Below are 26,907 nucleotides of genomic sequence, written 5' to 3' on the forward strand. Positions count from 1 at the left end.
TCCGCCGGAACCGTGCGCTCACCGGACAGACTGTCGGTTGCCGACCGGTGCGCTGACCAGCAGAGTGGCGCCATGGCAATCGGCGCACCCTTGAACAGTCCCGACGCGACGGATGCCCCGCAGGGCGGTTACGGCGACAAGGTGCTCGCCGTCGAACCCGGGGGCAACGAGGCGATCCCGGTCGAGGCTCGCCACGGCGCACCGCGCGGCCTGTTCTGGACCTGGACCGCGCCCAACCTCGAGTTCGCGACGATCTTCGTCGGTGTCATCTCGATCCTGTACTTCGGACTGTCGTTCTGGCAGGCCGTCGCGGCGATGGCCATCGGCAACCTGCTGGGGGCGGCGGCGCACTTCCTGCTGTCGGCAGAAGGTCCGCTGCACGGGGTTCCGCAGATGGTACTCGGGCGCCTCGCGTTCGGGTACCGCGGCAACATCCTGCCGGCCACCTTCATGGCGGTGATGTGCGGCGTCGGATGGTTCGCGACGAACAGCGTCAGCGGCGCCTTCGCGTTGTCGACGCTGTTCGGGATCACGCCCTTGCTGGGGTTGGTGATCATCGTCGTCGCGCAGACCGCCTTCGCGTTCTTCGGGCACAACCTGGTCCAGCGGTTCGAACGCATCGCCGCTCCCGTACTCGCCGTAATCTTCGTGGTGGGCGCGGTGATCATCTTCGGCAAGTCCCATGTGTCCGCGCCGTCCGCTGACGGTGGCTTCGCCATCGGGGGGTTCCTGCTGACCATGGGTGCCGCGTTCGGTTACACCGCCGGGTGGACCCCGTATGCCGCCGACTACACGCGCTACCTGCCGCCGACCGTGTCCAAGGTCAAGACGGGGTTGTTCGCCTCTTCCGGTCTGTTCCTCTCGTGCACGTTCTTGATGGTGGTGGGCGCGGCATCGGTGACCATCGGAGACCCGGTGTCGGACAACCCGACCGAGGCGTTCACCGCCAACCTGCCGAGCCTCGTCGCCGATCTCACGCTCCTCGCGATCGCCGTCGGCGCCGTCGCCGCGAACGCGATCAACGTCTACTCCGGTTCGATGGCGTTCCTCGCCATGGGATTTCGGCTGCCCGTGGGCCTGCAGCGTGCGTTGGTGACGGTGTTCTTCGGCGTCGTCGGCTTCCTCGTCGCCTGGTGGGCCTTGGCCGACGCTGCGGCGTCGTATGAGGCGTTCCTGCTCCTCGTCGCGTACTGGATCGGGCCGTGGCTCGGCGTGGTCTTCGCAGATCGCCTGTTGCGCAGGGAGCCGCCGACCCTCGCACTCCTGTACGACACCCGCTACGCGAACTGGGGTGGCGTCGCGGCGTTCGTGCTCGGCCTGCTCGCCTCGGTCCTGTTGTTCTGCAACCAGGAGCGGTTCGTCGGGTATGTCGTCAGGGCGATCCCGGAGCTGGGTGACATCGGCGCCTTCGTCGGTTTCGCGCTCGCGTTCGGACTCTATCTGATCCTCGCCCGGGGACGAGTGGCGCAGTCCCAGCAGTCCCGGTCCTGAGCCGGAGTCCCCGGATCAGACGTCGAGGTCGGTCGATGCCCGGGAGGCGTTGACCGCCAACAACATCGACGGGTAGACCGCCGCGGCGGTGGGGTCGAACCCCAGCAGGCTCCGGATTCGGTCGAGGCGCTGATAGAGACTCTGCCGCCCGATGTGCAACGCCGCCGCCGAGCGCGTCGCGCTACACCCGTGGCGCAGATGGACATCCAGCGTCGCGACCAACTGGGTGGACTGTCTCGCGTCATGTTCCACCAGCGGGGCCACCAGGGACTGCAGATCCGACCGCGTCTGCGCGTCAAGTGCGTGCACGACATCGTCGGCAACCAGTTCGCGACCGGTGAAGACGCGGCGGGTCCGGTCTTCGCGGACGTGCAGAGCGGCACGATCGAGACGACGGGCGTTGTTCCGCAACGAATCCGCGATCGCCGCGACGATCTCGATTCCAGGTGAGGAGTCGCCCAGTCGGAACGTCGCACCGACGACCACGGTGATCCGGCCCGCGCCTCCGGCCGCCTTGTCGACTGCGTCTGCGACGTGGTCGACGGGGTCCTCGGCGTCAGGGGGCGCCGCGACCAGCCCGAAGACCGTCGCGTCGATCGTCGCCTGGACCAGCCCCGACGTCGCCGCCGCAGCGCGCGTCAGAACCGACTCGGCCATCCTCGGATCGGGCGCATCGGCCGCCACGGTCACGAGACGTGTGCTGTTGACGGCGGGCACGCCGGCGCCCGCGAGCCGCGCGATCAGGTCCGCGCGTCGCAGCGCGCGCCCACCGACCATCTCCTCGACGAGGCGCGCGCCGACGACCGAATGCCGTGCGCCCGAGCGGGTCAGCGTCGAGGCGATCGGTCCGGTGGCCACCCTCAGCAGGGCGGTGAGCTGGGGAAGGGGCATCTCGGGTCCGTCGCCGGAGGCCACAAGTCGTGCGATCTCACGGTCGCGGACGATCACCGGAACCGAGACCGGGGACGCATCGACGAGACGCCATGCCGATCGGTCGTCGTCGACGCCGTGCACGGCGAGGAGTGCACCTCCGGCCCCGACCAGAACCAGTGCCCGCCCGGTTGTCTCGGCCACGTGCGCGAGCATCCGCGCGACCCCGCCCGGTGCCACGAGGTCGTCGTGCAGGGCGTCGTCGAGTGCTGTGCGGAGTCGTAGTTCGTCGATCTCGTCGGAGACGATCGCGGTGTTCGCGTCGCGACAGATGTCGATGAACGGCAGGACACGGTTCAGTTCGATGATCGGCAGGCCAACCGATGACCCTTCGCGGACCATCTCCTCGGGGACGGCGTCGAAGGTCCGGCCGATCTCGAAAGCGAGTCCGGCGACCCCGCGTTCGGCGAGATCACGCACGTAGTGACGCCTCGTGCCGGCGTCGAGGCCGCCGAGTCCCAGCCCCGTGGTGAGCAGGAGCTCCCCGCCGGAGAGCAGCGGCCCGATCTCGAAGATCTCGCTGGAGTGGACCCATCGGACCGGGACGTCGAGCCGGTCGTGGGCGGTGAGTACCCGAGGGCCGGCGGGATCGAGGTGCCGATGGATGACGTCACGCAACGACGTGACCGAGGAGCCGGACATGAGAGGACGATATGCACGTTCGGCGTCGTGTGCAGTACGACGAAGTGTCAGTTGCCGCTCGCCGGCCGGGTGGGCACCCTGTCGGTATGAGTTCCCGCACCGACGCCGTCTCGGGTATCGACCTCTCGCACCTGCTCGACACGGCCTACCGACAGGCCCGCCTGGGTCTCGACGAGGGCGGCATCCCGATCGGTGCCGCCTTGTTCTCCGCCGGCGGAGAGCTCCTCGGCGAGGGGCGTAATCGCCGTGTCCAACACGACGATCCGTCGGTGCACGGTGAGACCGACGCGTTCCGCGCGGCCGGCCGGCAGCGGGATTATTCGTCGACGATCATGGTCACGACCCTCGCACCATGCTGGTATTGCAGCGGCCTGATCCGGCAGTTCGGCATCGGCGCGGTGGTCATCGGGGAGAACCGTACGTTCCAGGGCGGCGAGGACTGGCTCGCCGAACTCGGAATCCCGGTCACGATCCTCGACGACCAGCGCTGCGTGACGATGATGACGGAGTTCATCGACGCCGAACCCGCCCTGTGGAACGAGGACATCGGCGTCGCCGATGAGGATGGCGACGAGGCATGACCGACAGTCCGATCCTCACCGTCGACCTGTCCCGCTGGCGCGCGGGCGGAGCCGATGCCGCGGCGGTGTGCGCCGCGGTGGACGAATCCTTGCAAAAGGCGGGGTTTCTGCTGGTCACCGGACACGGTATCGACCCGGTGTTACCTGCCGAGCTGCGTGCGGCGGCGCGGGCGTTCTTCGCGTTGCCGGCCGAGGTGAAGCAGAAGTACGCGGTCGGCGTCGGCGGGCGCGGCTGGATCGGGCCGGGGATGGAGGCCAACGGATATGCCGAAGGTACCGAGACCCCGCCGGATCTGAAGGAGACCTACAACTCCGGTGCGCAGACGCCGGTGGGTGTCCCGGAGGTCGACGACTACTGGTTCGCGCCAGACGTCTGGCCGATCGAGGCGCCCCGGTTGAAGGAACTGTTCACCGCGTGGACCGCGCAGTGCAAGACGCTCTCCGACGACCTGCTCGCCCTGATGGCCGCGTCACTCGGGTTCGCCGCCGCCGACAATCCGTTCCGCGACCTCGCCGGGAACGCCACCTGGACGTCGAACATCAATCACTACCCGGCGATGGCGGTGGTGGGTGAACCCGAACCGGGGCAGTACCGCATCGGGCCGCACACCGACTTCGGGACCGTGACCGTGCTCGACCGGGAACCCGGCTCCGGCGGGTTGCAGGTCTACAGCGAGGACGGCGGCTGGGCGGACGCTCCGTACCACCCGGCCGCACTGACGGTGAACATCGGGGACCTGCTCGAGTACTGGTCCGGTGGACGGTGGCCGGCGGGACGCCATCGCGTGCTGCCGCCACAGCCCGACGCCCCCGAAGAAGACCTGATGTCGCTGATCTTCTTCTACGAGCTCGACCATGACGCGGTGGTTACCCCGATCGGGAAACCACTCGGACGGCGAGCAGGCCTCGAACCCGTGGTGTCCGGGGAGTTCATCCGGGAGCGTCTCGACGCGATCACCGTCGGCTGAACGCGGGTCCGGTCACGGGATCGCGCCGAACGGGTTGCCGCCGAAGGGGAGTCGTGGACCTCCGGACTGCCCGTCGGATTCGGGCACCGTCGTCTGCTGCTTGTCGACGGTGCTGCCCAGCTTCACCTGGACGGTCCGGGCATCCGATCCCGAGCCGATGGTCACGGGTACCGTCGCGCCCGGGGCGTGCGTCAGGACCTGTGCCATCAGATCGGCGTAGTCGGCGACGGGGGTGTCACCGATCTTCGTGATCACGTCGCCGCTCGAGATACCCGCCGAGGCGGCTGGTCCGCCCTGTTGCACCGTGACCTTCGCGCCGTCCCCCCGGCTCGATGATGACAACGAACCCGATACGCCCAGAACAGGTTTCGAGGCCTCGCCACTCTTCAGCAACTGGTTCGCGATACGTTCGGCGGTGTTGATCGGGATGGCGAAGCCGAGGCCGAAGGACTGCGGCCCGCCCGTCGAGGCCTGCCCGGTGTCGACGGCGGAGTTCACCGCGACGACCTGACCTTGCAGATTCACCAGCGGCCCACCGGAATTGCCGGGGTTGATGGGGGTGTCGGTCTGCAGGCCGTTGTAGACGGTGACCCCTGAACCCGTGTCGTCGCCGGCGGTCACGGTTCGCGAGAGCGCGCTGACGATGCCGGACGTCACCGTGTTCGAGAGACTGTCGGGGCTGCCGACGGCCACCACCTGTTCGCCGACCTGCAGCGCGTCCGAGTCACCGAGCGTCGCAGGGGTGAGACCCGACGCGCCGTCGAGCTTGATCACCGCGAGGTCGTACGACGGCGAGGTCCCGGTGACCGAGGCCGGGTACTGCTTGCCGTCGCTGGTCGTCACGACGATCTTGCTGCCCGATCCGGCACCGGCGACGACGTGGTTGTTGGTGAGTACATAGCCGTCCGACGACAGGACGATGCCGCTGCCGACTGCGCTGCCCTGGGCCATCTGCACCTTGATGTCGGCGGTTGACGCCGACGCCACCTTCGCCGCGTAGGTGATCGACCCCGGTTTGGCGTCGGCGGCCGTCACCGCGTTCGCGGGCTGGGAACTGAGTATCGGTGGCGTTGATGCGGCCTGGTGGTCGAGCAGCGCGCTGCCGCCGACGCCGATGGCGCCGCCGAACAGCCCGGCGAGCAGGGCAGTGACGATGATCGGCTTCGTGACGGTACGGGGCCGCGGAGGCGGGGATGGCGTAGCGGCCGCAGATGGTGAAACGAAGGGCGGACCGTCCCACCCGCCATACGGGGGTAGGGGATGGCCGGGCTGCCCCAGCGGTTCGGTGGGCGTGTGGTCGGGGGACTGAGGTGCGTTCACGGGACCACGATGCCGGGCATTGTTGAGAGTAAGCCGGTGGTTACCTGCGAACTTCCTGGCAACCCGGCCGTCGGGTTTCAGCTGTTTCTCGGCTTTGCTGTCATGCGTTGTGGGTCGGGAGTCGCGTGTGCGGCCGGGCTGCGGCGAGTCCGGCCAGCCGTTCGAGATCCTCGGCGAGCGCGGCACGCCGATCCCGGTGCCCCTTGATGAGCCACCAGTAGAAGCGGTCGAAACCCCGTGCGACGTGGAGCAAATCGTACGTCTGCACGATCCGCGTGCCGTTCGCCTCCGGCTCGAGCGTGATCCGCCATTCGGTGCTGTCGATCTTGCCCATCAGTCCGATGGTCTTCCAGGCCAGTACACGTGGCGGTTCGACCACGGTGAACACGCATGACCGGTTCCACAGGTAGATGCCGGACCTGTTGGTACCGCGGAAACGAACGCCGGGTGCCGCCGCGTTCTCGGGGCCGACCCAGCGCGCACCTCGGCACTCATGGCTCCACTCGCCGACCCGCGTCACGTCGCAGATGATCGCGAAAACGGCCTCGGGCGGGGCGTCGGCGAATGCTTCGTTGCGACCGTGGTGGGCGAGACGCCGAGTCATGACGCGTTCCTCGCGCCGACGGCGACCGGACCGATCCTCGACGCCGGACCGTGTCCCCACATGAGTTCGGCCCGACGCCGGTAACCGCGGGCGAAGCCGTGCACGAGGATGAACCGCGGGATGGCCGGCACGACACCGTAGATCAGATCTCGGTCTTCGTCTCCGAGGCCGTCGACGACCCAGTGGCCCTCTCGGCCGAGTTCGGCGAATCCCTTTGGCTTGACGAAATACTCGTGTTCGACGTCGCGGAACTCCGCGGTGCTGATAGTTGCCGCGACGACCGGCATGGCGTCGAGCTCCTCACGTTCGAGGTGGGGAAGCAGTACATCGGAGAGTCGATCCAGTGCGCGGATCAATGCCTCCCGTGACTCCGTGCTCACGCGGTAGTCAGAGGCGGCATCGACCAAAGCGTCGACGGCGGGGGCGATGCGAAGGTGGTCGGCTTCCATGTCATCGAGAAGTGCTGCGGCACCGGGGTTCCTCGACCGGATGAGCGGCCACAGTCCCTCGTCCTCGCCGGTGTGGTGGAGATGGAGGAAGTGCATCATCCATGTGAGGTGGTCGGCGAGGGCGCGCCGTCGGGCATCGTCGGGATGGGGCGGTGACGTGAGAACGACACGGGTACGCCGTAAGTCGCGGCGGAGCGCGCTGTGCACGACGCCCATGCTCCGGGTGTCGGCGGGTTCGTGCGGGGTGGTGGACATGGCGCTGTCCTCTCATTCGAAGGGCTGGAGTCAATTTGGACCGAGCAGCCGCAGGGTGGCGTCGGCGAGCCAGTTCCGATAGCGCGTCTGGCTCCATCCGGCGTTATTGACGAGCAGGTCGTAGACCTCGGTGCTGATCACCGCCCACAGCCCCCCGGCTTCGTCGTCGGTGAGCGTGCGTCCGGCGATCGATTCGCCGGCGGTCCGCACGTCCGACCGTTGACGGCGGTACGCGTCGGCGAGCCGGGCGGCGAGTTCGGGGTCGAAAGAGGCGCCTTCCCGCAGCGCGCGGTACAGACCCGCGGTTCTGCCGTAGACCTCGGCGGCCAGGGCGGCGCCGGCTGCCGCACGTTCACGACGATTGCCGGCGGACATCGCGGCGAACCCCGGGCGCTCGACGAGGGGGACCGGACGATCGTCCCCGACGACCGCCACGTCGAACGCGGCGAGGAAAAGCCTTGTCTTCGAGCCGAATTTGGCATAGACGGTCTCGAAGGACACGCCGGCCCCGGCCGCGATCTCGCGTACCCCGACCGACCATCCACGCTCGGCGAACATCCTGATGGCCGTGTCGAGCACACGTGCGCGGGTTTCAGCCGCCTGGTCACGTCGCAGTGACGAGTCGTAGCTTCTCCGCGTCGCGGTGGCTGCGGAGGACTGCGGGTCTGACGTGCCCATACCTGAGTATGCGACTGGGTTCAATTCAATACAAGGGGTGTCAGACGAAAAGTTCGAGCGAGTGATCTGCGCGGCGCCGTTTCATAGCTCGAAGCCGCGGTGGGCGCGAGTCGGAGCTATGGAACGCGCTGATAATTCCTGCCCGGAACGATCGGGTCCGGGGCCATGCAGAGGGACCATGATCATGGACGAAAGGAGAGCCATGATCGGCACGCTCAACGCACTCGTCGACCTCGTCGACCGGACCACCGACGAGCCCATCGACCTGGCCGGATTCGCCCGGTCCAACGGGACGACGGAGTATCACCTGCGTCGGATGTTCGCCTCGCTGGCCGGGATGCCGTTCTCGGAGTACGTGCGGCGTCGTCGGATGACCCTCGCGGCAACGGATCTCGTGAGCAGCCACACCGGCCTGCTGGATCTCGCGGTGCGCTACGGCTATTCGTCGGTCGAGGCGTTCGGCCGGGCCTTTCGCACGGTTCATGGAGTGTCACCGTCGGACGTGCGGGCACATGGCGGTCCTTTCGCAACACAAGCCGTACTCAGGTTTCGCCTGATCGTCGAAGGGAGTCGTCCCATGGACGTCACGATCACCGACCGACCCGCATTCGTACTCGCCGGGCACGCAGCACAGGTGCCGCTCATCTACGAGGGGGTCAATCCGCACATCCAGCAGCACATCGCGTCGATCGCGCCCGAGGAACACGCCCGACTCAAGTCGCTCAACGACACCGAACCCGCCGGCATCCTGGCCATCACGGACGGAAGCGAGCCCGACGCGCCCGAAGGGATACTGGTCACCTACCTGCACGGTGTTGCGCTGCAGCACGATTCGACGGTGCCGGCGGACCTGTCGGGCATCCCGGTGACCGCCGGGGCGTGGGCCACATTTCGGTCGTCCGGTCCGTTCCCGCAGACGCTCCAGAAGACCTGGGCCGCGACGGCCACCGAGTGGTTCCCGTCGAATCCGTGGCGACTGCGGCCCGGCCCCACATTCGTGCGCTACCTCGAACTGACCGCGTCGTACGCCGACGCCGAGATCTGGATGCCGGTCGAACGAGCCTGAGCACCACAGAACGGCGGCGAGGCCGACGAGGCGGTCACCAGTTGTAGTCGAGGAACTTTCCGTCGAAGGTCACGACGACGCGGTCGCCACCCGGGTCGGCGCGACGCGCGATGTCGACCTTGAAGTTGATCGCGCTCATGATCCCGTCGCCGAACTCCTCGTGGATGAGTTCCTTGAGCGCCGGACCGTAGACGTCCAGGGCCTCGTAGAAGCGGTAGATCGTGGGGTCGCTGGTCGCGGCTTCGTCGGGGGTCCGGGTCGGTTGTCGGCGCAGGCTCTCGGCGACGCCCTCGCCGAGGCCGAGCATCTCGACCACCGCGGTGGCCTTGTCCGCCGGGACGGGATGTTTGCCGAGCAGGGCCGCGACCGTCCACACCAGCGGCGCGTCGATCTTCTCGGCGATCGCTGCCCAGGTGAGTCCCTGCCGGATTCGGGCCGCGACGATGAGGTCGGCGGCGTCGGACTTCGGCATGATCGGGGTGGTCATCGTGTCTCCTCGGTCGGTTCGGTGATGCCCGTCGACGCGGGGATCGGCGATCTGGTCGAATCCTGTTGATACGTCGAGGGTTATCTCCACCATGCATACGTGCCGGCGGATTTCCAAGGTGCTGCCGGACTCAGCCGAAGAGTTCACACGACGGACACGGCGGTACGAGGAAGAGGTAATCGCGGTGAAACATCACCGCGGCGAACCGCTCGAGAGAGGTCGATGTAACACCGGGTCGTCCCGACGACACCTCCACGACATGTGGCCTCGTTTCGATGGGGGTCAAGAGTCACGAATCGAAACGCTCGGGGAGAATGTCTTGTCTTATGTGAATCCGTCCGAATTCGCGGTGAAGATGGTGGACGCCGGTGAGGCGAAGGTGTTCCTGTCCACCCGCGACACGATCATCCGCGCTTACATGGCCGGAGCGATCCTCGCTCTCGCGGCCGCATTCGCTGTGACGGTCACCGTCCGCACCGGTGAACCACTGCTCGGGGCGTTGCTGTTCCCGGTCGGCTTCTGTCTGCTGTATCTGATGGGTTTCGACCTGCTCACCGGGGTGTTCACGCTCGTCCCGCTCGCCCTGATCGACAAACGACGCGGTGTGACGGTGAAATCCATGCTGCGCAATTGGAGTTGGGTGTTCCTGGGGAACTTCCTGGGCGCCTTCACCGTCGCGGTGATGATGGCGGTGATCGTGACCTACGGCTTCAGTGTCGACCCGGACGAGGTGGGCCGGCAGCTCGGCGAGATCGGGCACAGCCGGACCGTCGGATATGCCGAGCACGGCGCCGCCGGGATGCTGACGCTGTTCATCCGTGGCGTCCTGTGCAACTGGATGGTGTCCACCGGCGTCGTCGGGGCGATGATGTCGACGTCGTTGCCCGGCAAGGTTCTCGCCATGTGGATGCCGGTGATGGTGTTCTTCTACATGGGATTCGAGCACTCGATCGTCAACATGTTCCTGTTCCCCTCGGGTCTGATGCTCGGTGGCGACTTCTCGATCGGCGACTACCTCGTCTGGAACGAGATCCCCACGGTCATCGGTAATCTCGTCGGCGGTCTCACCTTCGTCGGGTTCACGATCTACATCACTCACGCACGCACCGCCGCCGACCGTCGGCCCGTCTCCCATGATGAGACGGCCGAGGTCGACGTCGCGGCACCCGCCGAGATCGAGAGCGTCAAGACGGTCTGACCGGAGTATCCGCTCCCGGGGTCGTCGTCGGCGACCCCGGGACGCGTTCGCCCTGGAGCGCCCTGGCATACCAGGCGCCGAGCCCCAGCAGGATCAGGCCCGTCACGATGAACACGAGGACCCGGAAGATCCCGTCGAGGGTGGCCAGGTCGAACAGGAACAGCTTGGCCATCGCCGCGGCGACGAGCACCAGGCCGCCGGTGACCGCGGCGGTGCGTTCGTTGCCGGTGCGGCGCCGGGCGACGGCCAGCGCCGCGCCGGCGAGAACGACCCAGCAGGTGGTCGCGACGACATGCCCGCCGAGGAATCCGTCGGCCCCGGCGAACAACACCCCGGCGTTCACGCTGATGGCGGTCACCGAGTACACCACGACCACGGCAGCCGCGGCGTAGGCGACACGGGCCAGATCCCCAGCGGTCAGCCGGGTCCACCCGACGGCAATCGCGATGGCCCCGACGGCGGCGAGCACGCTGCCGATCACGATCGACAACGAGGCGTTGTCCGCCATGAGACGGGTCTGGGCCAGCACGTACGGCGGCATGTCGTCGAGCAGGGCTGCGAAGCCGATTCCCCAGAGGACCGTGCTCCCGGCCAGCAGGACCACCGACGTCGCCGACCAGGCGCGGGCGACCAGGGCGGTCACCGTCGCGAGGCCGAGCACCGCGGACACCGCCATCGTGCCGTCGAAGCACTCGAGGATGGCGACGAACAGTACGACGAGCGAGGTCGCGGTCCAGATCTGAGCGACCACGTCGGGGAGTTCGAAGTGCTCGGTCCGGACCGCCGAGCAGGTGACGGCGACACCGATGACGAGCACGGCGACCGCCGCCTGCAGCGCAACCGCACCCGCGGTGTCCAGGACCGCACCGGCGAACAGGACCGGGATCGTCGTGGCCGACGCCAGACCTGCGAACAGCTCACGGAATCGGGTGGTGGGCATCGCCACGAGCGCGCCCGCGAACCCGAGGACGATCACGACGAGTGCGGCACCGGCGAACTGGAATCCGGTGTTCGTGGTGCTCGTTCCGCCCAGGGCGGCCAGGCCGACAACGGTGAGCGGGATCGTGGGCGCGGCCAGTCGCACGGTGTGCAACCAGATCCAGTCGCGGCGCCACTGAACCCACGCCGACGCGGTAGCGAGTACCACCATGAACGCGATCAGGGTCATGTCGAGACCGCCGGTCAGCACCGGACCGAGAACGATGAGTGGAACCACCACGAGCAGGCCGAGATGTTCACTGCGCCAGCGGTATGCGAGAACCAGGCCGCCGGCCGCGACGATCCCGGCGACGGTCAGTCCCGCCCCCACGGGGAGCCACTCGTAGATCTTGGTGGCGGCCAGGACGTCGAGGTAACCGGCCGCGATACCTGTGGCCGCCGTGGCGATCGCGCCGATCCGGCCATCCGGCTTGTGGCGCAACCAGATCGCGGTGCCGACGAGCGCAGTCGCGAGCACCGCGCCGCCCGCAACGCGGAACTCCGGGCGCAGGATGCCGGCCTGCGCGGCCAGGACCAGGAGCAGGGCGATGCCGATCAATGTGACGCCGACACCGGCGGTGGCGAGGATCTTGCCGATCAGACCACGCTCGGCGGCCGCGGCGACACGCTCGGACAACGGGCGCGCGGGGGGACGCGGCTGCAAGGGAGCGGCCGGTGGACGCACCATCGGACCGTACGCGGGATGCGTCCCCGGACGTGACGGAGCCGGCGGGATGGGCGGTCCGTAGGCGTACGAACCCTGATTCGGCGGACGTCCGGGTGACGCCCACTGAGTTGCCGGTTGCGGGTTGGCCGGCGGCGGGCCCATCGGAGGTGCGGGTGCCGGGGCCACGGTCGGCGGGGTGAGCGGTCCGGCCGGATGCTCCTGCTGGAAAGGTTTCGACTGTACCGGACGGTCGGGCCGCGCGGCGTCGCCGGCAGGACCCTCGACATCTGCGACGATCCGCCGCAGTTCGGCGAACTCGGCCGAGACGGTGGACATCTGGCGGGCGATGGCATCGAACTCGGTGGAGATCCGCGCGAGTGTCGCGGCGCCCGGATCGCCCCCGAACGTGCTGCTGGATGTGGTCATGGAATGACCGTGTCTCCTCGAGGTCCACGGGACATGAGTAGTGCTACTCACCGGGGTTGGGGGTTTCGTGCGCAGGTCGGCATGGGTATGCCATCGGCATGAACGACGTACAGAATCCCACCGACCGCGGGCGACAGGACGTCGAGAAGAGGTGGCAGGACACCGGCAGTTACCGGTCCGCAGCCCTCTACGTGGCCGCCGTCGTCGGAGTCGGAGCCATCGCGTGTGCGATCTTCCTCGCCGTCGATCGCACGAACATCGTCCTCGCATCCCTGGTTCCCGGCGTATTCGTCCTCGGTGGTCTCGGCGCGCTGGTCATCGCCTACCGCACCTACCGCCGCGGCGGAACCTGGCCGATGTGGCAGGGCGCCGCGTGGTTCCTCTTCGCGTTGATGCTGGTGACTCTCTCGTTCCCGGCCATGGCGGGTTGACCGCGCCGGAGTCGCTGAGAAGGGTCTGACCGCGACGACCCCGTCCTCGTGACTGCGGCATGATGTCTGCCATGTCGACCCCGTCGCGCACCGGCACGCTCGCCGTCGGCACCATGGTCCTGCTCACGGCGCTCTACTTCGCGCAGGGCCTGCCGTACGGGTTCTTCAGCCAGGCGGTGCCTGTCATCCTGCGCGAGGAGGGATACTCCCTCACGCAGATCAGCGTGTACGGGCTGCTCTTCGCGCCGTGGGGACTCAAGTTCCTCTGGGCGCCGTATGTCGACCGGTACGGAACCCGACGCCGCTGGCTCCTCGCGATGCAACTGACCTCCGCGACGGTCGCCCTCGTCCTGGCCTGCATCGATCTCTCCGGGACGCTGGTCTGGCTCCTCGTCGGCATCGCCGTCATCAACCTGGCGTCGGCGACCCAGGACATCGCCACCGACGGGCTGGCCGTACAGACCCTCGGACCCCGACAACGCGGTCTCGGCAACGGGATTCAGGTGGGCGCTTACCGGGTCGGCATGATCGTCGGCGGCGGTGGGCTGCTGTGGCTGTTCTCGCTCGCCGGATGGCGGAGCCTCTTCGTCGCGATGTCGATCCTGCTCGTCGCTCTCACAGTGCCGGTCTGGTTCCTTGCCCGCACACCCGCGGACGCGACGACAACGTCGAATGCACAGGCGCATGTCTCGCGGACGACGCCGTCACTGCTCCTCACCGGTTGGCTCGCCCGGCTACGACGCCCCGGCGTTGTGGTGTTCATCCTGGTCGTCGGGGCCTACAAGTTCGGCAACTCGATGGGTTCGGCCCTCGTCGGGCCCTTCATGTCCGACATCGGCCTGAGCCTGGGACAGATCGCCCTCGTCGAAGGGGCGTTGTCGTCGGCGGGTGCGCTCGCCGGCGCGGCCCTCGGCGGGTGGCTGGCGTTCCGCTACGGACGGCGTCAGGCCTTGTTGTTCGGCGGTGTCACCCAAACTCTCAGTCTGGCTTTGTATCTGGTGGCCGCATCGGGCGTCGGCGGGTTCTGGCTCGTGGTGAGTGCGAGCCTGGCCGAACACATTCTCGGTGGGGCGGCGACCGTCGCGGTGTTCACGCTCATGATGGACGCGTGCGAGAAGGGATACGAGGGCAGCGACTACACGCTGTTCGCCTGCACGGTCGTCGGCGTCCAGGGCGCGGCCGGGTTCGCGGCGGGCGTCGTCGGTGATCTGTTCGGCTTCCCGACCCTGTTCGCGACGGCCCTGGTGCTCTCGGGTATCGGCGTCGTCGTCATGATCCGCGCGCTCGATCGCGGTATGGGACCGGAGTCGATCCAGGCTCTTGCGCGCACTGGGTCGATCAGCGACGACCGGGGATGAGCGTGGCCAGGGCCTCGTCGACGACCCGTTCGAGATCGTCCCCGAGGCTCCCGGCGAGGAACTGTTGGGCGAGCTCGGCCATGGCGCCGGTGAAGACGGCCGCCCGCACCCGACCGGTGAGCGGATCGGTCTCCCGGGCGTCGGCCTCGGCGAAGGAGAGTTCGAAGAGCATGTTCTGAGTCGCGGCACGCCGCTGCGCGAGCACCGGATTGGTCCGTCCCTCGGTGAACAGGATGCGGCCACGACGCGGGTCCTCCGACGCGTGACCGAGGACCGCCAGCATGCCGGCGCGGGTGCGTGCTCGGACCGAGTGACCTGCGGTGGTCATGGCGGCTTCGACCACTGCGCCCAGCTCGGCGGCAGTGGCATCGTAGACGGCGCCGAGTAGCTCGTCGGTGTCGGCGAAGCTCTCGTAGAAGTAGCGGGTGTTGAACCCGCAGTGCCGGCACACCGACCGCACCGACAACTCGGTCTCGGGTCCGCTGCCGCCGAAGATGTCGAGAGCCGCGGCGATCAGGATTGCTCGGCGCTCGGCGCGGCGGTCCTCCAGGGGGACGCCGGCCCATCGGGTCGGACTCGACATCGTTTCACCATAGACGGGCTGACCCGGCACGGAGCAAGGTCTGGTCACGTGTGTACCCAAAGCGTTAAAGTGGGTACAACCGTGACCACATGGCGACCGTGCCCATGTGGCGTCGTCGTATCGGTGGTCCGGGTCGGGGATGACCCGCTCCGGACGTCGGTATCGAGAAAGGACGATCGATGAACGTTCCCTTGGCGCCCCTACGGCTGCCGTCGACGGAATGGGTCCCGCTGGACCTGCCGCACGAGATGCTGGGATCGTGGCTCAACGGCAAGTTCGACGAGAACGTCCGCGCGAAGTTCTTCCGCGGGATGGAATTCGAGAACCCGGCCGGTGACCCCGGGTGGTTCGGACCGGACAGCGCCACCTGGTACGTCCACTCGCACACGCCTGCGCTGATCTTCGGACTGCAGAGCGCGTCGTACATCGAGCGCCTCGACCCCAGCATCTTCTGGATGGGCATGCATCACTCCCGTCTGGTCCGGCGACGTGAGGACGGCACCGCGACCACCGCCATCGATCCGGACGGTGCGATGACCCGCCTCGGGCACTCGCTCGCGTTCTTCATGGGGACCGCCTACGGATCGACGGAAACCGCTGAGCGACTCGCCCGTACCGTGCGGGCGATGCACCATACGATCAAGGGGGTCCGGCCCGACGGCGCCGCCTACGACGCCGACGATCCCGAGTGGTTGCGATGGAACTACGCGACGGTCGTATGGGGTATCGCCACGGCACACGAGATCTACCACCCGCGACCTCTGCGCGGAGCCGAACTCGACAGGTACTACGGGGAATTCGTGCGCGTGGGTCATGCGCTCGGCGGAACCGGCCTGCCCACCACCAAGGCCGACACCCTGGAATGTCTCGAGTCGTACCTGCCCCGGCTGGCCCTGACGCACGGCAACGCGATGGCCACGGGCGCCAATCTGCGGAATCGTGCTCAGGCGGCGGTGGATTGGGCGATCCGGGACATCCAGCCGCGCTGGGCCCAGCAACTCATCTCCTACCGGCCGCCGAACCCGGTCGAACGGCGCGCCCGCCGATCCGCCGTGTGGACCATCATCAACTCGGCCCATCTGTCGATGGGGGAGGCGCCGGAGTTCGCCGCCGCCAAGCGCCGCGTCGCCGGCGGCACCGACGTGCCCCATACCTTGCCCCGGTACGAACTCGGCTCCGATCCCGAGCTCAGTCGCACGGAGGTTGAAGCCGCTTTCTCCCACTAGGTCGTCGACTCGAAGGGCGGCGCATCCTAACGGATGTGTCGCCCTTTGTCGTCGAAAAAGCCATTCCCGCAACAAGATTCGCCAGTGTGAATCCGGCGTGAGCCTATCTGAAGCGGAAACAGGGAATTCATCTCACGTCACGCCGGTGTAACAAAGCCTAAATACGTTTACCCGACATACGCGAGATCGCTAACCAAGTAGCGGCGCGTATCTCATCGGGGGGTCGAGGTGCGGAGTTGCACCTGCTATCTGTCATGGCCCGCCTGAGCCGACCTGAGACGTATTGAGAAAGGCCTTCGGATGCCGTTTGATTCATTGCCGTCCGCCGTCACCCCCACACGCCGTAGGCGGTACGGAATCCTCATCCCGGCGGCGCTGTCCGCCGTCGCACTCGCGCTGAGCGCCTGTGGCAGCTCGGCCAGTGAGGACGCGGCTTCGGGCGCCGAGTCGTGCGTCGACACCTCGGGCGACACCATCAAGGTCGGTTCACTGAACTCGCTGTCGGGCACGATGGCGATCTCCGAGGTCACCGTGCGGGACTCGATCAAGCTGGCCGTCGACCAGATCAACGACAACGGCGGCGTGCTGGGCAAGCAGATCCAGCTCATCGGCGAGGACGGCGCCTCCGAGCCCACCATCTTCGCCGAGAAGGCTGAGAAGCTGATCTCGGCGGACTGTGTTGCAGCGGTGTTCGGCGGCTGGACGTCGTCGAGCCGCAAGGCGATGCTGCCGGTCTTCGAGGACAACAACTCCCTGCTGTACTACCCGGTGCAGTACGAGGGCCTCGAGTCGTCGAAGAACATCTTCTACACCGGTGCCACCACCAACCAGCAGATCGTGCCGGCCCTGGAGTACCTGAAGGAGAAGGGCGTCAAGTCCCTCTACCTCGTCGGCAGCGACTACGTCTTCCCGCAGACGGCCAACCGCATCATCAAGGCCTACGCCGCGGCGAACGGCATCGAGATCAAGGGTGAGGACTACACCCCGCTCGGCTCGACGGACTTCTCGACCATCGTCAACAAGGTCCGCACCGCCGACGCCGACGCCGTGTTCAACACCCTCAACGGCGACTCCAACGTGGCCTTCTTCCGCGAGTACAAGAACGTCGGTCTGACCCCGCAGGCGATGCCGGTCGTGTCGGTCTCGATCGCCGAGGAAGAGGTCGGCGGCATCGGTGTCGAGAACATCGAGGGGCAGTTGGTCGCGTGGGACTACTACCAGACCGTCGACAACCCGGCGAACAAGTCCTTCGTCGAGGACTACAAGGCCGCCTACGGCGCCAACAAGCCCACCTCCGATCCCATGGAGGCGGCCTACGTCTCGGTCTACCTGTGGAAGAACACGGTCGAGAAGGCGAACTCGTTCGCGGTTGCCGATGTCCAGAAGGCCGCCGGCGGAGTCACTTTCGAGGCTCCCGAGGGCCTGGTGACCATCGACGGCGAGAACAACCACATCACCAAGACCGCTCGTATCGGTGAGATCCGCGGTGACGGACTCATCTACTCGGTGTGGGATTCGGGCCAGCCGATCGAGCCGGACCCCTACCTCAAGTCCTACCCGTGGGCCGAGGGCCTGAGCAGCTGACGCGTCGTGCCCCGTCTCGCGCCCGTGCGCGGGGCGGGGCACACCCGTTGTTCTCACCGACACCCATGACGAACGGATGGTGACGTGGAAACCGTTATCGGACAGCTCTTCACCGGGCTGAGTCTCGGCTCGATCCTGCTCCTGGCAGCACTCGGTCTGTCCCTGACCTTCGGTCAGATGGGCGTGATCAACATGGCTCACGGGTCGTTCATCATGGCCGGCTCCTACACCGCGTACTCGGTGCAGGAATATCTGATCTCGAACGCCGGCGTGTCCCTGATCGTCTCGCTCGTCATCGGCTTCGGAGTCGGTGGCCTCATGGGTGTGCTGCTCGAGGTCACCCTCATCAAACGCATGTACGACCGTCCGCTCGACACCCTGCTGGTGACCTTCGGCGTCGGCCTGATCCTGCAGCAGCTCGCGCGCGACATCTTCGGTGCGCCCGCGGTCCGCGTGACCGCGCCGCCGTGGCTGTCCGGTGGCGTCGACATCCTCGGAGCGGTTGTTCCCAAGACCCGCCTGTTCATCATGCTGCTGGCCGTCATCGCGGTGGTGGCGATCGCCGTCACCATGAAGTACACCCCGATGGGGCGTCGTATCCGCGCGGTCGTCCAGCACCGTGATCTGGCAGAGACCAGCGGGATCTCCAGCCGGACAACCGACATCACCACCTTCTTCATCGGTTCCGGGCTCGCCGGTGTCGCCGGTGTGGCGCTGACCCTCATCGGTTCCACCAGCTCCAACACCGGTATGACGTATCTGATCGACGCCTTCCTGGTGGTCGTCATCGGCGGTCTGGGCCAGATCAAGGGCGCGGTCATCGCGGCGGTCGCCCTCGGCATCCTGAACTCGTTCATCGAATACAACACGACCGCATCGGTGGCCAAGGTCGCCGTGTTCGTGATCATCGTGATCTTCCTGCAGATCCGCCCCCAGGGCCTGTTCACGGTCCAGTCGAGGAGTCTCGTGTGAAGGACTATTTCAGCGGTCACTGGAAAACCTACGCGGGGTTCGCCGTCGCGGCGGTGCTCCTGTTCGGCGTCGCACCTTCGGTGCTCTCCGACTTCCGACTCAACCTGCTCGGCAAGTTCCTGTGCTTCGGTATCGTCGCGGTCGGCATCGGTCTGGCCTGGGGTCGCGGCGGCATGCTGACCCTCGGTCAGGGTGTGTACTTCGGTCTCGGCGCCTACATCATGGCGATGCACCTGAAGATCGCCGACGCCGAGATCCGCGGCGACGACGTACCGGACTTCATGCAGATCGCCGGTATCCGCGAACTCCCCGGATACTGGAAGCCGTTCGCCTCACCACTGGTGACGATCCTCGGAATCCTCGTCGTGCCCACCCTGATCGCGGTCCTGTTGGGCCTGGGTGTGTTCAAGCGGAAGGTCAAGGGAGCCTACTTCGCGATCCTGTCCCAGGCGCTCGCTGCCGCCTTCGCGATCCTGCTCATCGGACAGCAGAGCACCGGCGGCAGCAATGGCCTCAACCGATTCCGAAGCTTCTTCGGTCTCGCCCTGAACGACCCGGTGAACCGTCACCTGCTGTTCTACATCGCCTCCGCCGCCCTGCTCGTCGTCGTCGCGATCACCCGGCAGCTGATGTACAGCCGCTACGGAGAACTGCTCGTCGCCGTGCGCGACCAGGAGGAGCGCGTCCGCTTCCTGGGCTACGACCCGGCCAACGTCAAGGTCGTCGCCTACGCGATCGCCGCCCTGTTCGCAAGCATCGCCGGCGCCCTGTTCGTGCCGATCGTGGGCATCATCTCGCCCGCCGACGTCGGCATCGTGCCGTCCATCGCCTTCCTGATCGGCGTCGCGATCGGCGGCCGCACAACACTTCTCGGACCGGTTCTCGGCGCCATCGCGGTGGCCTGGGCGCAGACCAGCCTGTCGGAGAACTTCCCGTCCGGATGGACCTACGCGCAGGGCATCCTGTTCATCGTCGTCGTCGGCTTCTTCCCGGCCGGACTCGCCGGGATCGGCGCCGCGCTCAAGTGGCGCCGGAAGAAGTCGGCCGATCCGTCGCCCACCGGTGACATCGACGAACACACCGACAGCAAGGTAGGAGCCTCGTCATGAGCGGATCCGACACGGTGGGCACGGTCGAACCGGTCGCCGGTGGCAACGCCGGGATGGACAGCGACTACCTCCAGGTGCGCGGACTGTCCGTCGAGTTCGACGGATTCAAGGCCGTCACCGACGTGGATCTCACACTGCTGCAGGGTGATCTGCGGTTCCTGATCGGTCCGAACGGCGCCGGGAAGACCACCATCATCGACGCGATCACCGGTCTGGTGAAGGCCACCGGGTCGATCCAGAAGTCGGGTGTGGAACTCGTCGGCAAGAAGGTGCACCAGATCGCGCGCCTCGGTGTCGGCCGAACCTTCCAGACCGCCAGCGTCTTCGAGGAACTGAGCGTGCTGCAGAACCTCGACATCGCTGCCGGCGCGGGCCGATCGGTGTGGACCATGCTGCGCCGTAGACCCACCGAGATCCCCGAGCCGATCGCCGAGGCCCTCGAGACCATCGGCCTGCAGGACCTGCGTGACACCCCGGCCGGCGTCCTCGCGCACGGTCAGAAGCAGTGGCTGGAGATCGGCATGCTGCTGGTGCAGAACGCCTCGGTGTTGCTGCTCGACGAACCGGTCGCCGGTATGAGCCACGAGGAACGAGAGGAGACCGGAAACCTGTTGCGCCGGATCGGCGGTGAGCGGACCGTGGTCGTCGTCGAACACGACATGGACTTCATGCGGGCGTTCGCAACGTCGGTGACGGTCCTCGCCCGCGGTCAGGTGCTGGCCGAGGGCAGCGTCGCCGAGGTGCAGGCCAATCCGAAGGTCCAGGAGGTGTACCTCGGAACCGCCGCCGGCGGTGAGGAACTCGAGGAGATCGCCGCCGGATCCGACGGACCCGAGGCCGGGGACGTCCCCGCCGTGTCGACCGAGAAGAAGGGCTGAGCCGGATGCTGAAACTCTCCGGGGTGCACGCCGGATACGGCCGCACCGAGGTCATCCACGACGTCGACATCGAGGTCCCGTCCGACGGCGTGGTCGCCGTGCTGGGGCACAACGGCGCCGGGAAGACGACGCTGCTCCGGGCCGCCGTCGGACTGGTGAAGACCACCAAGGGCTCCATCACGTTCGACGGCGTCGACATCACCAAGGCCCGTCCGAGCGCGCGGGTCAAGCACGGCATCGCCTATGTCCCGCAGGGGCAGCAGAGCTTCGGCCACCTCACCACCGCGGAGAACCTGCAGGTGGTGGCCGACGGCCGCAAGCGCGGCAAGGAACTCATCGCCGAGATGCTGGACATGTTCCCGGCGCTGGAGGAACTGCTCGGGCGGCGCGCGGGCCTGCTGTCGGGTGGTCAGCGTCAGCAGCTCGCGATCGCGCGGGCCCTCATCACCGAGCCGCGGATGCTCATTCTCGACGAACCGACCGAGGGCATCCAACCGTCGGTGGTCGCCGAGATCGAGCAGACCATCACCACCCTCACCCGGCGGGGCGGACTCGGCGTTCTCCTCGTCGAACAGCACATCGGATTCGCTCTCGAAGCGGCACAACAGTATTACGTCCTCGAGAGTGGCCGGGTCACCTCGTCGGGCGAGGGCGGTACGGCTGCCGAGGCCACCGTTCGCGAGGCCATGACCATCTGACCTACCGGAGATGGACCGCGATCTCCGGTCCGAGGGTGTGCGGGGCGTGGAGGGGGAGGCGGTCGCCGCTCCAGAACCGGCCGGGGTCGAACCAGTTGGAGTCCTTGGTGGTGTCGAGGATGCTCATGTCGCGGTAGGTGATCGCGACCACTTCGGCGCAGTACGCCGCCTCGAGGCTCACCGGATTCGACGGCGAGACCTCGTGCTGCCGTTGCTCACGACGCTCCCGGACCTTGCGGTCGAGGTAGGGGATACCGCGAACAAGATCGGCCGAGTTGGGTACGCGACCACGGAACCATCGACCGGCCAGGCGTGCGGTGGTCGGGAACGGGGTGCCGTCGAGGCGTGCGATCACCTTGAGCAGCTCGTCCTCCTGCGCCCGGCTGACCTCCGGACTGAGCTGACGAATCCAGCACGCCTGCTCATAACGGACCATCCACTGCTCGACGGCCTCACGCGCATCGTGCAGTTGGACCCCGCGGTGATTCGACCCGGTCCAGACGTCGGTCAGTTTGTCGCCGAGCTCGGCATGCCACAGCAGCGGCGGCAGATCGTCGATGCACACCGCCATGGCCACATGGTTGACCGGCGCATTGGTGAGGGTGCGGATGGCGCGGTCGGGGCCGGAATGTCCGCGGAACAGCCAGATGTCGCCGGTGCGGGTGGCCTCGAGCGCGGTGGTCAGTGAGACACCGCCGGATTCTCCGGCGAGGTCGGCGCGCCGCGGTCTTCTGCTGGTGGGCATCCCCGAAGACTAGAGCGTGTGCGGGAAGACGGCCATCGGCGGCGGAGGCGACTTATCCTGCCCCCATGAGGAATCTGTGGAAGTGGCTGGGCCTCGCCGGTGCTGTCGGTGTGACGACCGGCGGTGTGCTGATCGCACGGGACCAGCGCCAGCGCAACGCATACTCGGCCGACGATGTCCGCGAGCGGCTGCACCAGCGTCTGGCGGAGGCCGATGCTGCTGGTGGCGAAGACGAACGAACCTGAGGACACTGGTTGGCACGGTCGGCCCCCACGGCCGGCCGGGCAAGCCGAACCACAGATAGGGAACACCATGACCGACAACAGCGGATTCGGCGGAGGACCGTTCAACTTCGGCCCCGAGGACTTCGACCGCTTCGCACGCGAGGCGGGCGAGGGGCTGCGCGACGTGTTCGGCAAGCTCTTCGAGGGTCAGGCAGCGCCGGGAGCATTCTCCATGTTCTTCGATGAGGCGGCCCGGGGTCGCACTCGGACGCAGCCGCGGCCGGAGACGGCCGGTGAGACCGGGTCGGGTGTCTGGGCCGTGTTCGTCGTCGACGAGGACGGCGGCGCCCGTGTCGAGCAGGTGTATGCCACCGAACTAGACGCGCTTCGCGCCAACAAGAACAACACCGACCCGCGTCGCAAGGTGCGGTTCCTGCCGTACGGCATCGCGGTCAGTGCTCTCGACGAGGCGCTCGACGGGGAGCCGGGCGAGGACGAGAAGTCGGACTGAGAGGCTTCTCGGAGACGAATGAGGCCGGTGAGTCCGAGTGGACTCACCGGCCTCATGCCGTACGAAGCACGGCTCGTGCTTCTGGTGATGCAGTCACGGCACCTCAGGCGCCGGCGCTGCTATCAGAGGTTTGCGCCGCAGGTCGGCCACGCACCGGGGCCCTGGGTGGCAAGGACGTTCTCCGCGACGCGGATCTGCTCCTCGCGCGAGGCGTTCGCCGGGTTGCCGGAGCCGCCGTTGGCCTCCCAGGTGCTCTGCGAGAACTGCAGACCGCCGTAGTAGCCGTTGCCGGTGTTGATGCTCCAGTCGCCACCGCTCTCGCACTGGGCGACAGCGTCCCAGTTGCCGGAGGCGGCCGAGGCGTTGGAAGCCAGCATGCCGAGGGGGCTGCGGTGAGGGCGCCGACGATGGCGGCGCGGGCGGCGAGCTTGGTCATGTGGGTCTTGCTGATACGCATGGTCTTCGTTCCTCCTGATCACCACCCGGGGTTGGCAAGGTGGTTGATTTCGGACGGGGCCGACCCTACGTGCTTGGTAACGGTCAGGTCACGTCAGGGTCGTGACCTGCAAGATTTCGGTAACGCATGGATAACGCCGTTAGCTTTGGGGTAAAACCCCAGCGCATCGCGGCATTCCGCGAGCGGACGCGAACCCGAGTGTTCGGACGTGTTCGATGACGAAGGTCACACCCTGGTAGTGGTGTGGACCACTTGCTTGCGAGGTCTCGCGAGACTATCGGCGCCGTCGGACGGCAATGCGTCCGCCGCGTGCGGGCGCATAGGCGACGCCCCGGGAGAACCACCGCTCGGCACGGGCGTCGGTGGGAAGCAGTTCGAAGTCGCTCAGGATCGTCCGGAGCGTCACGTCCATCTCCATCGTCGCGAAAGCGGCACCGATGCAGCGTCGGGTGCCGCCGCCGAACGGCAACCACGCCGGTGACGGCGCGGTGCCCAGGAAGCGGGTCGGATCGAACCGCTCGGGATCGGTGAACTCGCGGCTGTCGTCGTGGAGCAGAGCGATGGAGACCATGACGTTGTATCCGCGAGGTATGCGCCATTCGCCGAGTTCGAGTTGGTCGGCGACGACGTAGCGGGCGGCGAAGTCGATGACCGGGCGGCTGCGCTGCGTCTCGAGGATGGTCGCGTGCCGGTACTCGGTGCCGCCTTCATCGACCTCGGCGACAAGTCGTCCCAGGACTTCAGGGTGGCGACGCAGGCGCTCGAACGCCCAGGCGAGCGTCGTTCCGGTCGTCTCGTGTCCGGCGGCGAGCATGGTCATCAGCTCGTCGCCGATCTCGTCGTCGCCCATCGACGCGCCGTCGTCGTAGCGGCTGCGCAGCATCAGGGCGAGGATGTCGTCGCGTTCCTCGAGTCGGGGGTCGTTGCGTGACCTGGTGATCAGGTCGCCGAGGAGTGCCTTGCCTTCCGCGCGCATGCGCTCGTACCGATGGTTGGGGTCGACAGCGCGCAGCACGCGGGGCAGGTTGGGGACGGTTGCGGCGCGGGAACCGACGGTGACCATCGGCGGGATGATGCGCCGCAAGTTCTCCAGGTCCTCGCCGACGGCGCCGAACACCGCGCGGAGGATCACGTTGAGGGTGATCCGCATCATCGGTTCCATCGAGGCGAACTCGGTCTCGACCGGCCACGTGGAGGTCTCGGCCCGGACCTCCTCCTCCACGATCTGTTCATACGTCTTCATCCGCTTGCCGTGCAGCGGCGGGGTCAGCAGCTTGCGGCGTGCCCGGTGCTCCCGTCCCTCGAGGGAGAAGATCGACCCGGCTCCGAGGATGCGGCCCAGGTTGGGTTGGATGTTGATGACCTTGTCGCCGGCGGTGAACAGCTCGCGGGCGAGTGAGGCGTCGGAGATCACCACGGCCCGCCCGAAGACCGGGAGGTGCACGGTGAAGGCTGTGCCGTGCCGAGCGTGGAGGTGGCCGAAGAACAGTCGTCTAGAGGTAATCGCCGCCAGTCCCTGCATCGCCGAGGGGACGCGCGTGGCGGGCGGCAGATGCGGGTCACTGCGCAGGACGGATGTACTCATCGGCTCGAGGCCTCCCAGGTCTGGTACGTCGGCGTACCGGCGACGGTACGCGTGGGTACCGGGGAGGGCAAGAGGCATATGCTCGCTGCGTGGAACTGTGGCCGAACGGTGCGACGTCGACGAGGGAGCGCCTCCTCGCGGCGATGCTCGAGTGTGTCACCGAATCCGGTTACCGCGAGACCACCATCGCCGACGTGGTGCGCGTGGCCCAGACGTCGCGACGCACCTTTTATCAGGAGTTCACCGACAAGCAGGACTGCTTCTTCGAGCTGCTACGCGAGACCAACCGGTTCATGATCGCCCGGATCGCGGCGGGCGTGGACCCCGAGGGGAGCCCGGAAGAGCAAGTGCGACAAGCGGTCACGGCCTACGCCACCACCAGCGACCGATACCCGGGACTCATGCTCTCGTGGATTCGCGAACTACCCGCGCTCGGCGGGGCCGCCGCACAGGTGAAGAACGAGGCGATGGATGACTGGGTCGACCTCTTCGTCGGACTCACCTCCACGCCCACGCTGGCCGCGGCCGGGGTGAAGCCGATCAGCCGGCAGCGCGCGGTGTTCCTGTGGGGCGGGGTGCGCGAACTGACGGCGAGTGCCGTCGAATCCGGATCACCGCTGAGCGACATCATCGAACCGGCAACGGCCGCTTGTTTCGCGCTCATGGGGCCCGCCCCGAGCTGACGATCAGCGCCAGGCACCCCGCAGATACTGCGGCGGGTAGGGCGCTTCGTCGCGGGAGAGGCCGAGTTCGTGTGCGGCGCGCTGCGGCCAGGACGGTTCGCGCAGGGCGACGCGTCCGAAGAGGACGGCTGTGATGTCGGCGTCGCCGGCGACTTTCTCGGCCTGATCGGGCTCGACGATCAATCCGACCGCCGCGGTCGGGACTCCGGAGTCCCGGTGGATGGAGCGGGCCAGGTCGACCTGGTAGCCGGGGCCGACCGGGATGTCGGCGAGCACATTGCCGCCCGAGGAGACGTCGATGAGGTCGACGCCGCGTGCGCCGAGGATCTCGGCGAGCCGGGAGGACTCGGCGACGCCCCAGCCACCGTCGCGCCACTCCGTACCGGAGAGACGGATGAACAGCGGCTTCGACTCGGGCCATACGGCCCGCACGGCCTCGACGACCTCGAGCACGATGCGGGTGCGGCCGGCGAAGTCGCCGCCGTAGGCGTCTGTGCGGGTGTTGGAGAACGGCGACAGGAACTGGTGCAGCAGATATCCGTGCGCTGCGTGGATCTCGACCACGTCGAACCCTGCCTCGTCGGCGCGACGAGCCGCCTGGGCGAAGGCGTCGACGACCTCGGCGATCTGCTCGGTGGAGAGGGCGACCGGATCGGCGTATCCCTCGAACGGCACGTCGGACGGGCCGACGGTCGTCCAGCCCCCGTCGTCGAGGGGGATGCTTCCGGACCGTTCGTCGAACGGCGAGTACGTCGACGCCTTGCGGCCCGCGTGGGCGATCTGGGTGCCGATGGTTGCGCCCTGTGAGTGCACGAAGTCGACGGTCCGCTTCCAGGCCTGCGCCTGGTCGTCGTTCCACAGTCCGGCGTCTTCGGGGCTGATCCGACCTTCAGGGACGACCGCGACGGCTTCGGTGAGGATCAGCCCGAAACCGCCGGCGGCGCGGGCGCCGAGGTGGGCGAGATGCCAATCGGTCGGGATTCCGTCGCCGGCGAAGCAGCTGTACTGGCACATCGGCGCGAGCCAGATCCGGTTGGGGATCTCGACATCGCGGAGCGTGATCGGTTCGAAGAGTGCGGTACTGGTCACGATTAGGGTCAACCGCCTCGACTCCAGGCTATTC

The 26,907-nt window shown here is 67.4% G+C and carries 27 protein-coding genes and 1 pseudogene; 16 read left to right on the plus strand and 12 right to left on the minus strand.

Annotated elements, in window-relative coordinates; genetic code table 11:
• The first annotated feature begins 72 nt into the window (after window positions 1-72).
• Window positions 73-1,491, plus strand: coding sequence for a purine-cytosine permease family protein (locus tag GOALK_RS03445; protein WP_040003966.1), 1,419 nt, complete (start codon window positions 73-75; stop codon window positions 1,489-1,491).
• Window positions 1,492-1,506: 15 nt separating this feature from the next.
• Here GOALK_RS03445 and GOALK_RS03450 read toward each other — a convergent pair whose 3' ends face one another.
• Window positions 1,507-3,063 carry a PucR family transcriptional regulator gene (locus GOALK_RS03450; protein WP_006357401.1) on the minus strand — a complete coding sequence of 519 codons (1,557 nt, stop codon included), beginning with the start codon at window positions 3,061-3,063 and terminating at the stop codon, window positions 1,507-1,509.
• A gap of 86 nt (window positions 3,064-3,149) precedes the next feature.
• Here GOALK_RS03450 and GOALK_RS03455 point away from each other — a divergent pair, with 86 nt between their 5' ends.
• Both GOALK_RS03455 and GOALK_RS03460 read left to right on the plus strand, forming a co-directional pair.
• Window positions 3,150-3,644 carry a nucleoside deaminase gene (locus GOALK_RS03455; RefSeq protein WP_050918631.1) on the plus strand — a complete coding sequence of 165 codons (495 nt, stop codon included), beginning with the start codon at window positions 3,150-3,152 and terminating at the stop codon, window positions 3,642-3,644.
• Complete coding sequence (locus GOALK_RS03460) at window positions 3,641-4,612, plus strand: isopenicillin N synthase family dioxygenase (RefSeq protein ID WP_006357403.1); 972 nt, start codon at window positions 3,641-3,643, stop codon at window positions 4,610-4,612. The genes GOALK_RS03455 and GOALK_RS03460 overlap by 4 nt, the downstream gene beginning before the upstream one ends.
• 12 nt (window positions 4,613-4,624) lie before the next feature.
• Here GOALK_RS03460 and GOALK_RS03465 read toward each other — a convergent pair whose 3' ends face one another.
• From GOALK_RS03465 to GOALK_RS03480, 4 genes are all read right to left on the minus strand, one after another.
• Window positions 4,625-5,932, minus strand: coding sequence for a S1C family serine protease (locus GOALK_RS03465; RefSeq protein ID WP_006357404.1), 1,308 nt, complete (start codon window positions 5,930-5,932; stop codon window positions 4,625-4,627).
• Window positions 5,933-6,032: 100 nt separating this feature from the next.
• A complete protein-coding gene (locus GOALK_RS03470) occupies window positions 6,033-6,536 on the minus strand; it encodes an SRPBCC family protein (protein WP_006357405.1) in 504 nt (167 codons plus the stop codon).
• Window positions 6,533-7,240 (minus strand): hemerythrin domain-containing protein, encoded by a 708-nt coding sequence (locus GOALK_RS03475; RefSeq protein ID WP_006357406.1) that lies wholly within the window; start codon window positions 7,238-7,240, stop codon window positions 6,533-6,535. Before GOALK_RS03475 ends, GOALK_RS03470 begins: the two co-directional genes overlap by 4 nt.
• Before the next feature lie 30 nt (window positions 7,241-7,270).
• On the minus strand, window positions 7,271-7,918 hold the full coding sequence (locus GOALK_RS03480) for a TetR/AcrR family transcriptional regulator (RefSeq protein WP_006357407.1): 648 nt from the start codon (window positions 7,916-7,918) through the stop codon (window positions 7,271-7,273).
• A 202-nt stretch (window positions 7,919-8,120) separates the two neighbouring features.
• On the opposite strand from GOALK_RS03480, the gene GOALK_RS03485 reads away from it, so the two are divergent.
• Window positions 8,121-8,984: an AraC family transcriptional regulator gene (locus GOALK_RS03485; RefSeq protein ID WP_006357408.1), complete on the plus strand. Its 864-nt coding sequence runs from the start codon at window positions 8,121-8,123 to the stop codon at window positions 8,982-8,984.
• 34 nt (window positions 8,985-9,018) lie between these two features.
• Here GOALK_RS03485 and cynS read toward each other — a convergent pair whose 3' ends face one another.
• Window positions 9,019-9,471, minus strand: coding sequence for a cyanase (gene cynS / locus GOALK_RS03490; RefSeq protein ID WP_006357409.1), 453 nt, complete (start codon window positions 9,469-9,471; stop codon window positions 9,019-9,021).
• 319 nt (window positions 9,472-9,790) lie between these two features.
• Here cynS and GOALK_RS03495 point away from each other — a divergent pair, with 319 nt between their 5' ends.
• On the plus strand, window positions 9,791-10,669 hold the full coding sequence (locus tag GOALK_RS03495; protein WP_006357410.1) for a formate/nitrite transporter family protein: 879 nt from the start codon (window positions 9,791-9,793) through the stop codon (window positions 10,667-10,669).
• Here GOALK_RS03495 and GOALK_RS03500 read toward each other — a convergent pair.
• Window positions 10,656-12,740 carry a DUF2339 domain-containing protein gene (locus GOALK_RS03500; protein WP_006357411.1) on the minus strand — a complete coding sequence of 695 codons (2,085 nt, stop codon included), beginning with the start codon at window positions 12,738-12,740 and terminating at the stop codon, window positions 10,656-10,658. The genes GOALK_RS03495 and GOALK_RS03500 overlap by 14 nt on opposite strands.
• Before the next feature lie 98 nt (window positions 12,741-12,838).
• On the opposite strand from GOALK_RS03500, the gene GOALK_RS03505 reads away from it, so the two are divergent.
• Together GOALK_RS03505 and GOALK_RS03510 are read left to right on the plus strand one after the other, a co-directional pair.
• Window positions 12,839-13,171, plus strand: a complete 333-nt coding sequence (locus GOALK_RS03505; RefSeq protein ID WP_006357412.1) for a hypothetical protein — start codon at window positions 12,839-12,841, stop codon at window positions 13,169-13,171.
• Window positions 13,172-13,242: 71 nt separating this feature from the next.
• Window positions 13,243-14,529, plus strand: a complete 1,287-nt coding sequence (locus GOALK_RS03510; protein ID WP_006357413.1) for an MFS transporter — start codon at window positions 13,243-13,245, stop codon at window positions 14,527-14,529.
• On the opposite strand, the gene GOALK_RS03515 is transcribed toward GOALK_RS03510, so the two are convergent.
• Window positions 14,510-15,112 (minus strand): TetR/AcrR family transcriptional regulator, encoded by a 603-nt coding sequence (locus tag GOALK_RS03515; protein ID WP_006357414.1) that lies wholly within the window; start codon window positions 15,110-15,112, stop codon window positions 14,510-14,512. The genes GOALK_RS03510 and GOALK_RS03515 overlap by 20 nt on opposite strands.
• A gap of 179 nt (window positions 15,113-15,291) precedes the next feature.
• Here GOALK_RS03515 and GOALK_RS03520 point away from each other — a divergent pair, with 179 nt between their 5' ends.
• The 6 genes from GOALK_RS03520 to urtE all read left to right on the plus strand — a co-directional run bounded on the left by GOALK_RS03520 (window position 15,292) and on the right by urtE (window position 21,579).
• Window positions 15,292-16,338, plus strand: a complete 1,047-nt coding sequence (locus GOALK_RS03520; RefSeq protein WP_006357415.1) for an oxygenase MpaB family protein — start codon at window positions 15,292-15,294, stop codon at window positions 16,336-16,338.
• A 300-nt stretch (window positions 16,339-16,638) separates the two neighbouring features.
• Window positions 16,639-17,922: an urea ABC transporter substrate-binding protein gene (gene urtA, locus GOALK_RS03525; protein WP_035751107.1), complete on the plus strand. Its 1,284-nt coding sequence runs from the start codon at window positions 16,639-16,641 to the stop codon at window positions 17,920-17,922.
• Window positions 17,923-18,006: 84 nt separating this feature from the next.
• Entirely contained in the window at window positions 18,007-18,894 is an 888-nt protein-coding gene (gene urtB / locus GOALK_RS03530) for an urea ABC transporter permease subunit UrtB (RefSeq protein ID WP_006357417.1), read from the plus strand.
• Complete coding sequence (gene urtC, locus GOALK_RS03535; RefSeq protein WP_006357418.1) at window positions 18,891-20,003, plus strand: urea ABC transporter permease subunit UrtC; 1,113 nt, start codon at window positions 18,891-18,893, stop codon at window positions 20,001-20,003. The genes urtB and urtC overlap by 4 nt, the downstream gene beginning before the upstream one ends.
• A complete protein-coding gene (gene urtD / locus GOALK_RS03540; protein WP_006357419.1) occupies window positions 20,000-20,881 on the plus strand; it encodes an urea ABC transporter ATP-binding protein UrtD in 882 nt (293 codons plus the stop codon). Before urtC ends, urtD begins: the two co-directional genes overlap by 4 nt.
• A gap of 5 nt (window positions 20,882-20,886) precedes the next feature.
• Entirely contained in the window at window positions 20,887-21,579 is a 693-nt protein-coding gene (gene urtE / locus GOALK_RS03545) for an urea ABC transporter ATP-binding subunit UrtE (protein ID WP_006357420.1), read from the plus strand.
• Window position 21,580: 1 nt separating this feature from the next.
• Here the strand turns inward: urtE and GOALK_RS03550 are convergent, their stop codons facing one another.
• Window positions 21,581-22,324, minus strand: coding sequence for a hypothetical protein (locus GOALK_RS03550; protein ID WP_006357421.1), 744 nt, complete (start codon window positions 22,322-22,324; stop codon window positions 21,581-21,583).
• Between the two features lie 65 nt (window positions 22,325-22,389).
• Between GOALK_RS03550 and GOALK_RS03555 the strand changes: the two genes are divergently transcribed.
• Entirely contained in the window at window positions 22,390-22,569 is a 180-nt protein-coding gene (locus GOALK_RS03555) for a hypothetical protein (RefSeq protein ID WP_006357422.1), read from the plus strand.
• 67 nt (window positions 22,570-22,636) lie between these two features.
• Window positions 22,637-23,059, plus strand: coding sequence for an Rv0313 family protein (locus GOALK_RS03560; RefSeq protein WP_035751115.1), 423 nt, complete (start codon window positions 22,637-22,639; stop codon window positions 23,057-23,059).
• Window positions 23,060-23,181: 122 nt separating this feature from the next.
• Here the strand turns inward: GOALK_RS03560 and GOALK_RS03565 are convergent.
• Window positions 23,182-23,516: pseudogene (locus tag GOALK_RS03565) on the minus strand (transglycosylase family protein).
• 274 nt (window positions 23,517-23,790) lie between these two features.
• The gene (locus GOALK_RS03570) at window positions 23,791-25,101 is read right to left on the minus strand and encodes a cytochrome P450 (RefSeq protein ID WP_006357425.1); all 1,311 of its coding nucleotides are present in this window, start codon (window positions 25,099-25,101) and stop codon (window positions 23,791-23,793) included.
• Between the two features lie 89 nt (window positions 25,102-25,190).
• Between GOALK_RS03570 and GOALK_RS03575 the strand changes: the two genes are divergently transcribed.
• Entirely contained in the window at window positions 25,191-25,784 is a 594-nt protein-coding gene (locus GOALK_RS03575; protein WP_006357426.1) for a TetR/AcrR family transcriptional regulator, read from the plus strand.
• 3 nt (window positions 25,785-25,787) lie between these two features.
• On the opposite strand, the gene GOALK_RS03580 is transcribed toward GOALK_RS03575, so the two are convergent.
• Entirely contained in the window at window positions 25,788-26,873 is a 1,086-nt protein-coding gene (locus GOALK_RS03580) for an NADH:flavin oxidoreductase/NADH oxidase (protein ID WP_006357427.1), read from the minus strand.
• Between the last annotated feature and the right edge of the window lie 34 nt (window positions 26,874-26,907).

This window comes from Gordonia alkanivorans NBRC 16433, assembly GCF_000225505.1.
Classification (GTDB): domain Bacteria; phylum Actinomycetota; class Actinomycetes; order Mycobacteriales; family Mycobacteriaceae; genus Gordonia; species Gordonia alkanivorans.

Bases quoted from the DNA above. Each gene is read 5' to 3' on its own strand.
- GOALK_RS03445 (WP_040003966.1), top strand. From the start codon at position 73: ATGGCAATCGGCGCACCCTTGAACAGTCCCGACGCGACGGATGCCCCG.
- GOALK_RS03450 (WP_006357401.1), bottom strand. From the start codon at position 3,063: ATGTCCGGCTCCTCGGTCACGTCGTTGCGTGACGTCATCCATCGGCAC.
- GOALK_RS03455 (WP_050918631.1), top strand. From the start codon at position 3,150: ATGAGTTCCCGCACCGACGCCGTCTCGGGTATCGACCTCTCGCACCTG.
- GOALK_RS03460 (WP_006357403.1), top strand. From the start codon at position 3,641: ATGACCGACAGTCCGATCCTCACCGTCGACCTGTCCCGCTGGCGCGCG.
- GOALK_RS03470 (WP_006357405.1), bottom strand. From the start codon at position 6,536: ATGACTCGGCGTCTCGCCCACCACGGTCGCAACGAAGCATTCGCCGAC.
- GOALK_RS03475 (WP_006357406.1), bottom strand. From the start codon at position 7,240: ATGTCCACCACCCCGCACGAACCCGCCGACACCCGGAGCATGGGCGTC.
- GOALK_RS03480 (WP_006357407.1), bottom strand. From the start codon at position 7,918: ATGGGCACGTCAGACCCGCAGTCCTCCGCAGCCACCGCGACGCGGAGA.
- GOALK_RS03485 (WP_006357408.1), top strand. From the start codon at position 8,121: ATGATCGGCACGCTCAACGCACTCGTCGACCTCGTCGACCGGACCACC.
- cynS (WP_006357409.1), bottom strand. From the start codon at position 9,471: ATGACCACCCCGATCATGCCGAAGTCCGACGCCGCCGACCTCATCGTC.
- GOALK_RS03500 (WP_006357411.1), bottom strand. From the start codon at position 12,740: ATGACCACATCCAGCAGCACGTTCGGGGGCGATCCGGGCGCCGCGACA.
- GOALK_RS03505 (WP_006357412.1), top strand. From the start codon at position 12,839: ATGAACGACGTACAGAATCCCACCGACCGCGGGCGACAGGACGTCGAG.
- GOALK_RS03510 (WP_006357413.1), top strand. From the start codon at position 13,243: ATGTCGACCCCGTCGCGCACCGGCACGCTCGCCGTCGGCACCATGGTC.
- GOALK_RS03515 (WP_006357414.1), bottom strand. From the start codon at position 15,112: ATGTCGAGTCCGACCCGATGGGCCGGCGTCCCCCTGGAGGACCGCCGC.
- GOALK_RS03520 (WP_006357415.1), top strand. From the start codon at position 15,292: ATGAACGTTCCCTTGGCGCCCCTACGGCTGCCGTCGACGGAATGGGTC.
- urtA (WP_035751107.1), top strand. From the start codon at position 16,639: ATGCCGTTTGATTCATTGCCGTCCGCCGTCACCCCCACACGCCGTAGG.
- urtD (WP_006357419.1), top strand. From the start codon at position 20,000: ATGAGCGGATCCGACACGGTGGGCACGGTCGAACCGGTCGCCGGTGGC.
- urtE (WP_006357420.1), top strand. From the start codon at position 20,887: ATGCTGAAACTCTCCGGGGTGCACGCCGGATACGGCCGCACCGAGGTC.
- GOALK_RS03550 (WP_006357421.1), bottom strand. From the start codon at position 22,324: ATGCCCACCAGCAGAAGACCGCGGCGCGCCGACCTCGCCGGAGAATCC.
- GOALK_RS03555 (WP_006357422.1), top strand. From the start codon at position 22,390: ATGAGGAATCTGTGGAAGTGGCTGGGCCTCGCCGGTGCTGTCGGTGTG.
- GOALK_RS03560 (WP_035751115.1), top strand. From the start codon at position 22,637: ATGACCGACAACAGCGGATTCGGCGGAGGACCGTTCAACTTCGGCCCC.
- GOALK_RS03570 (WP_006357425.1), bottom strand. From the start codon at position 25,101: ATGAGTACATCCGTCCTGCGCAGTGACCCGCATCTGCCGCCCGCCACG.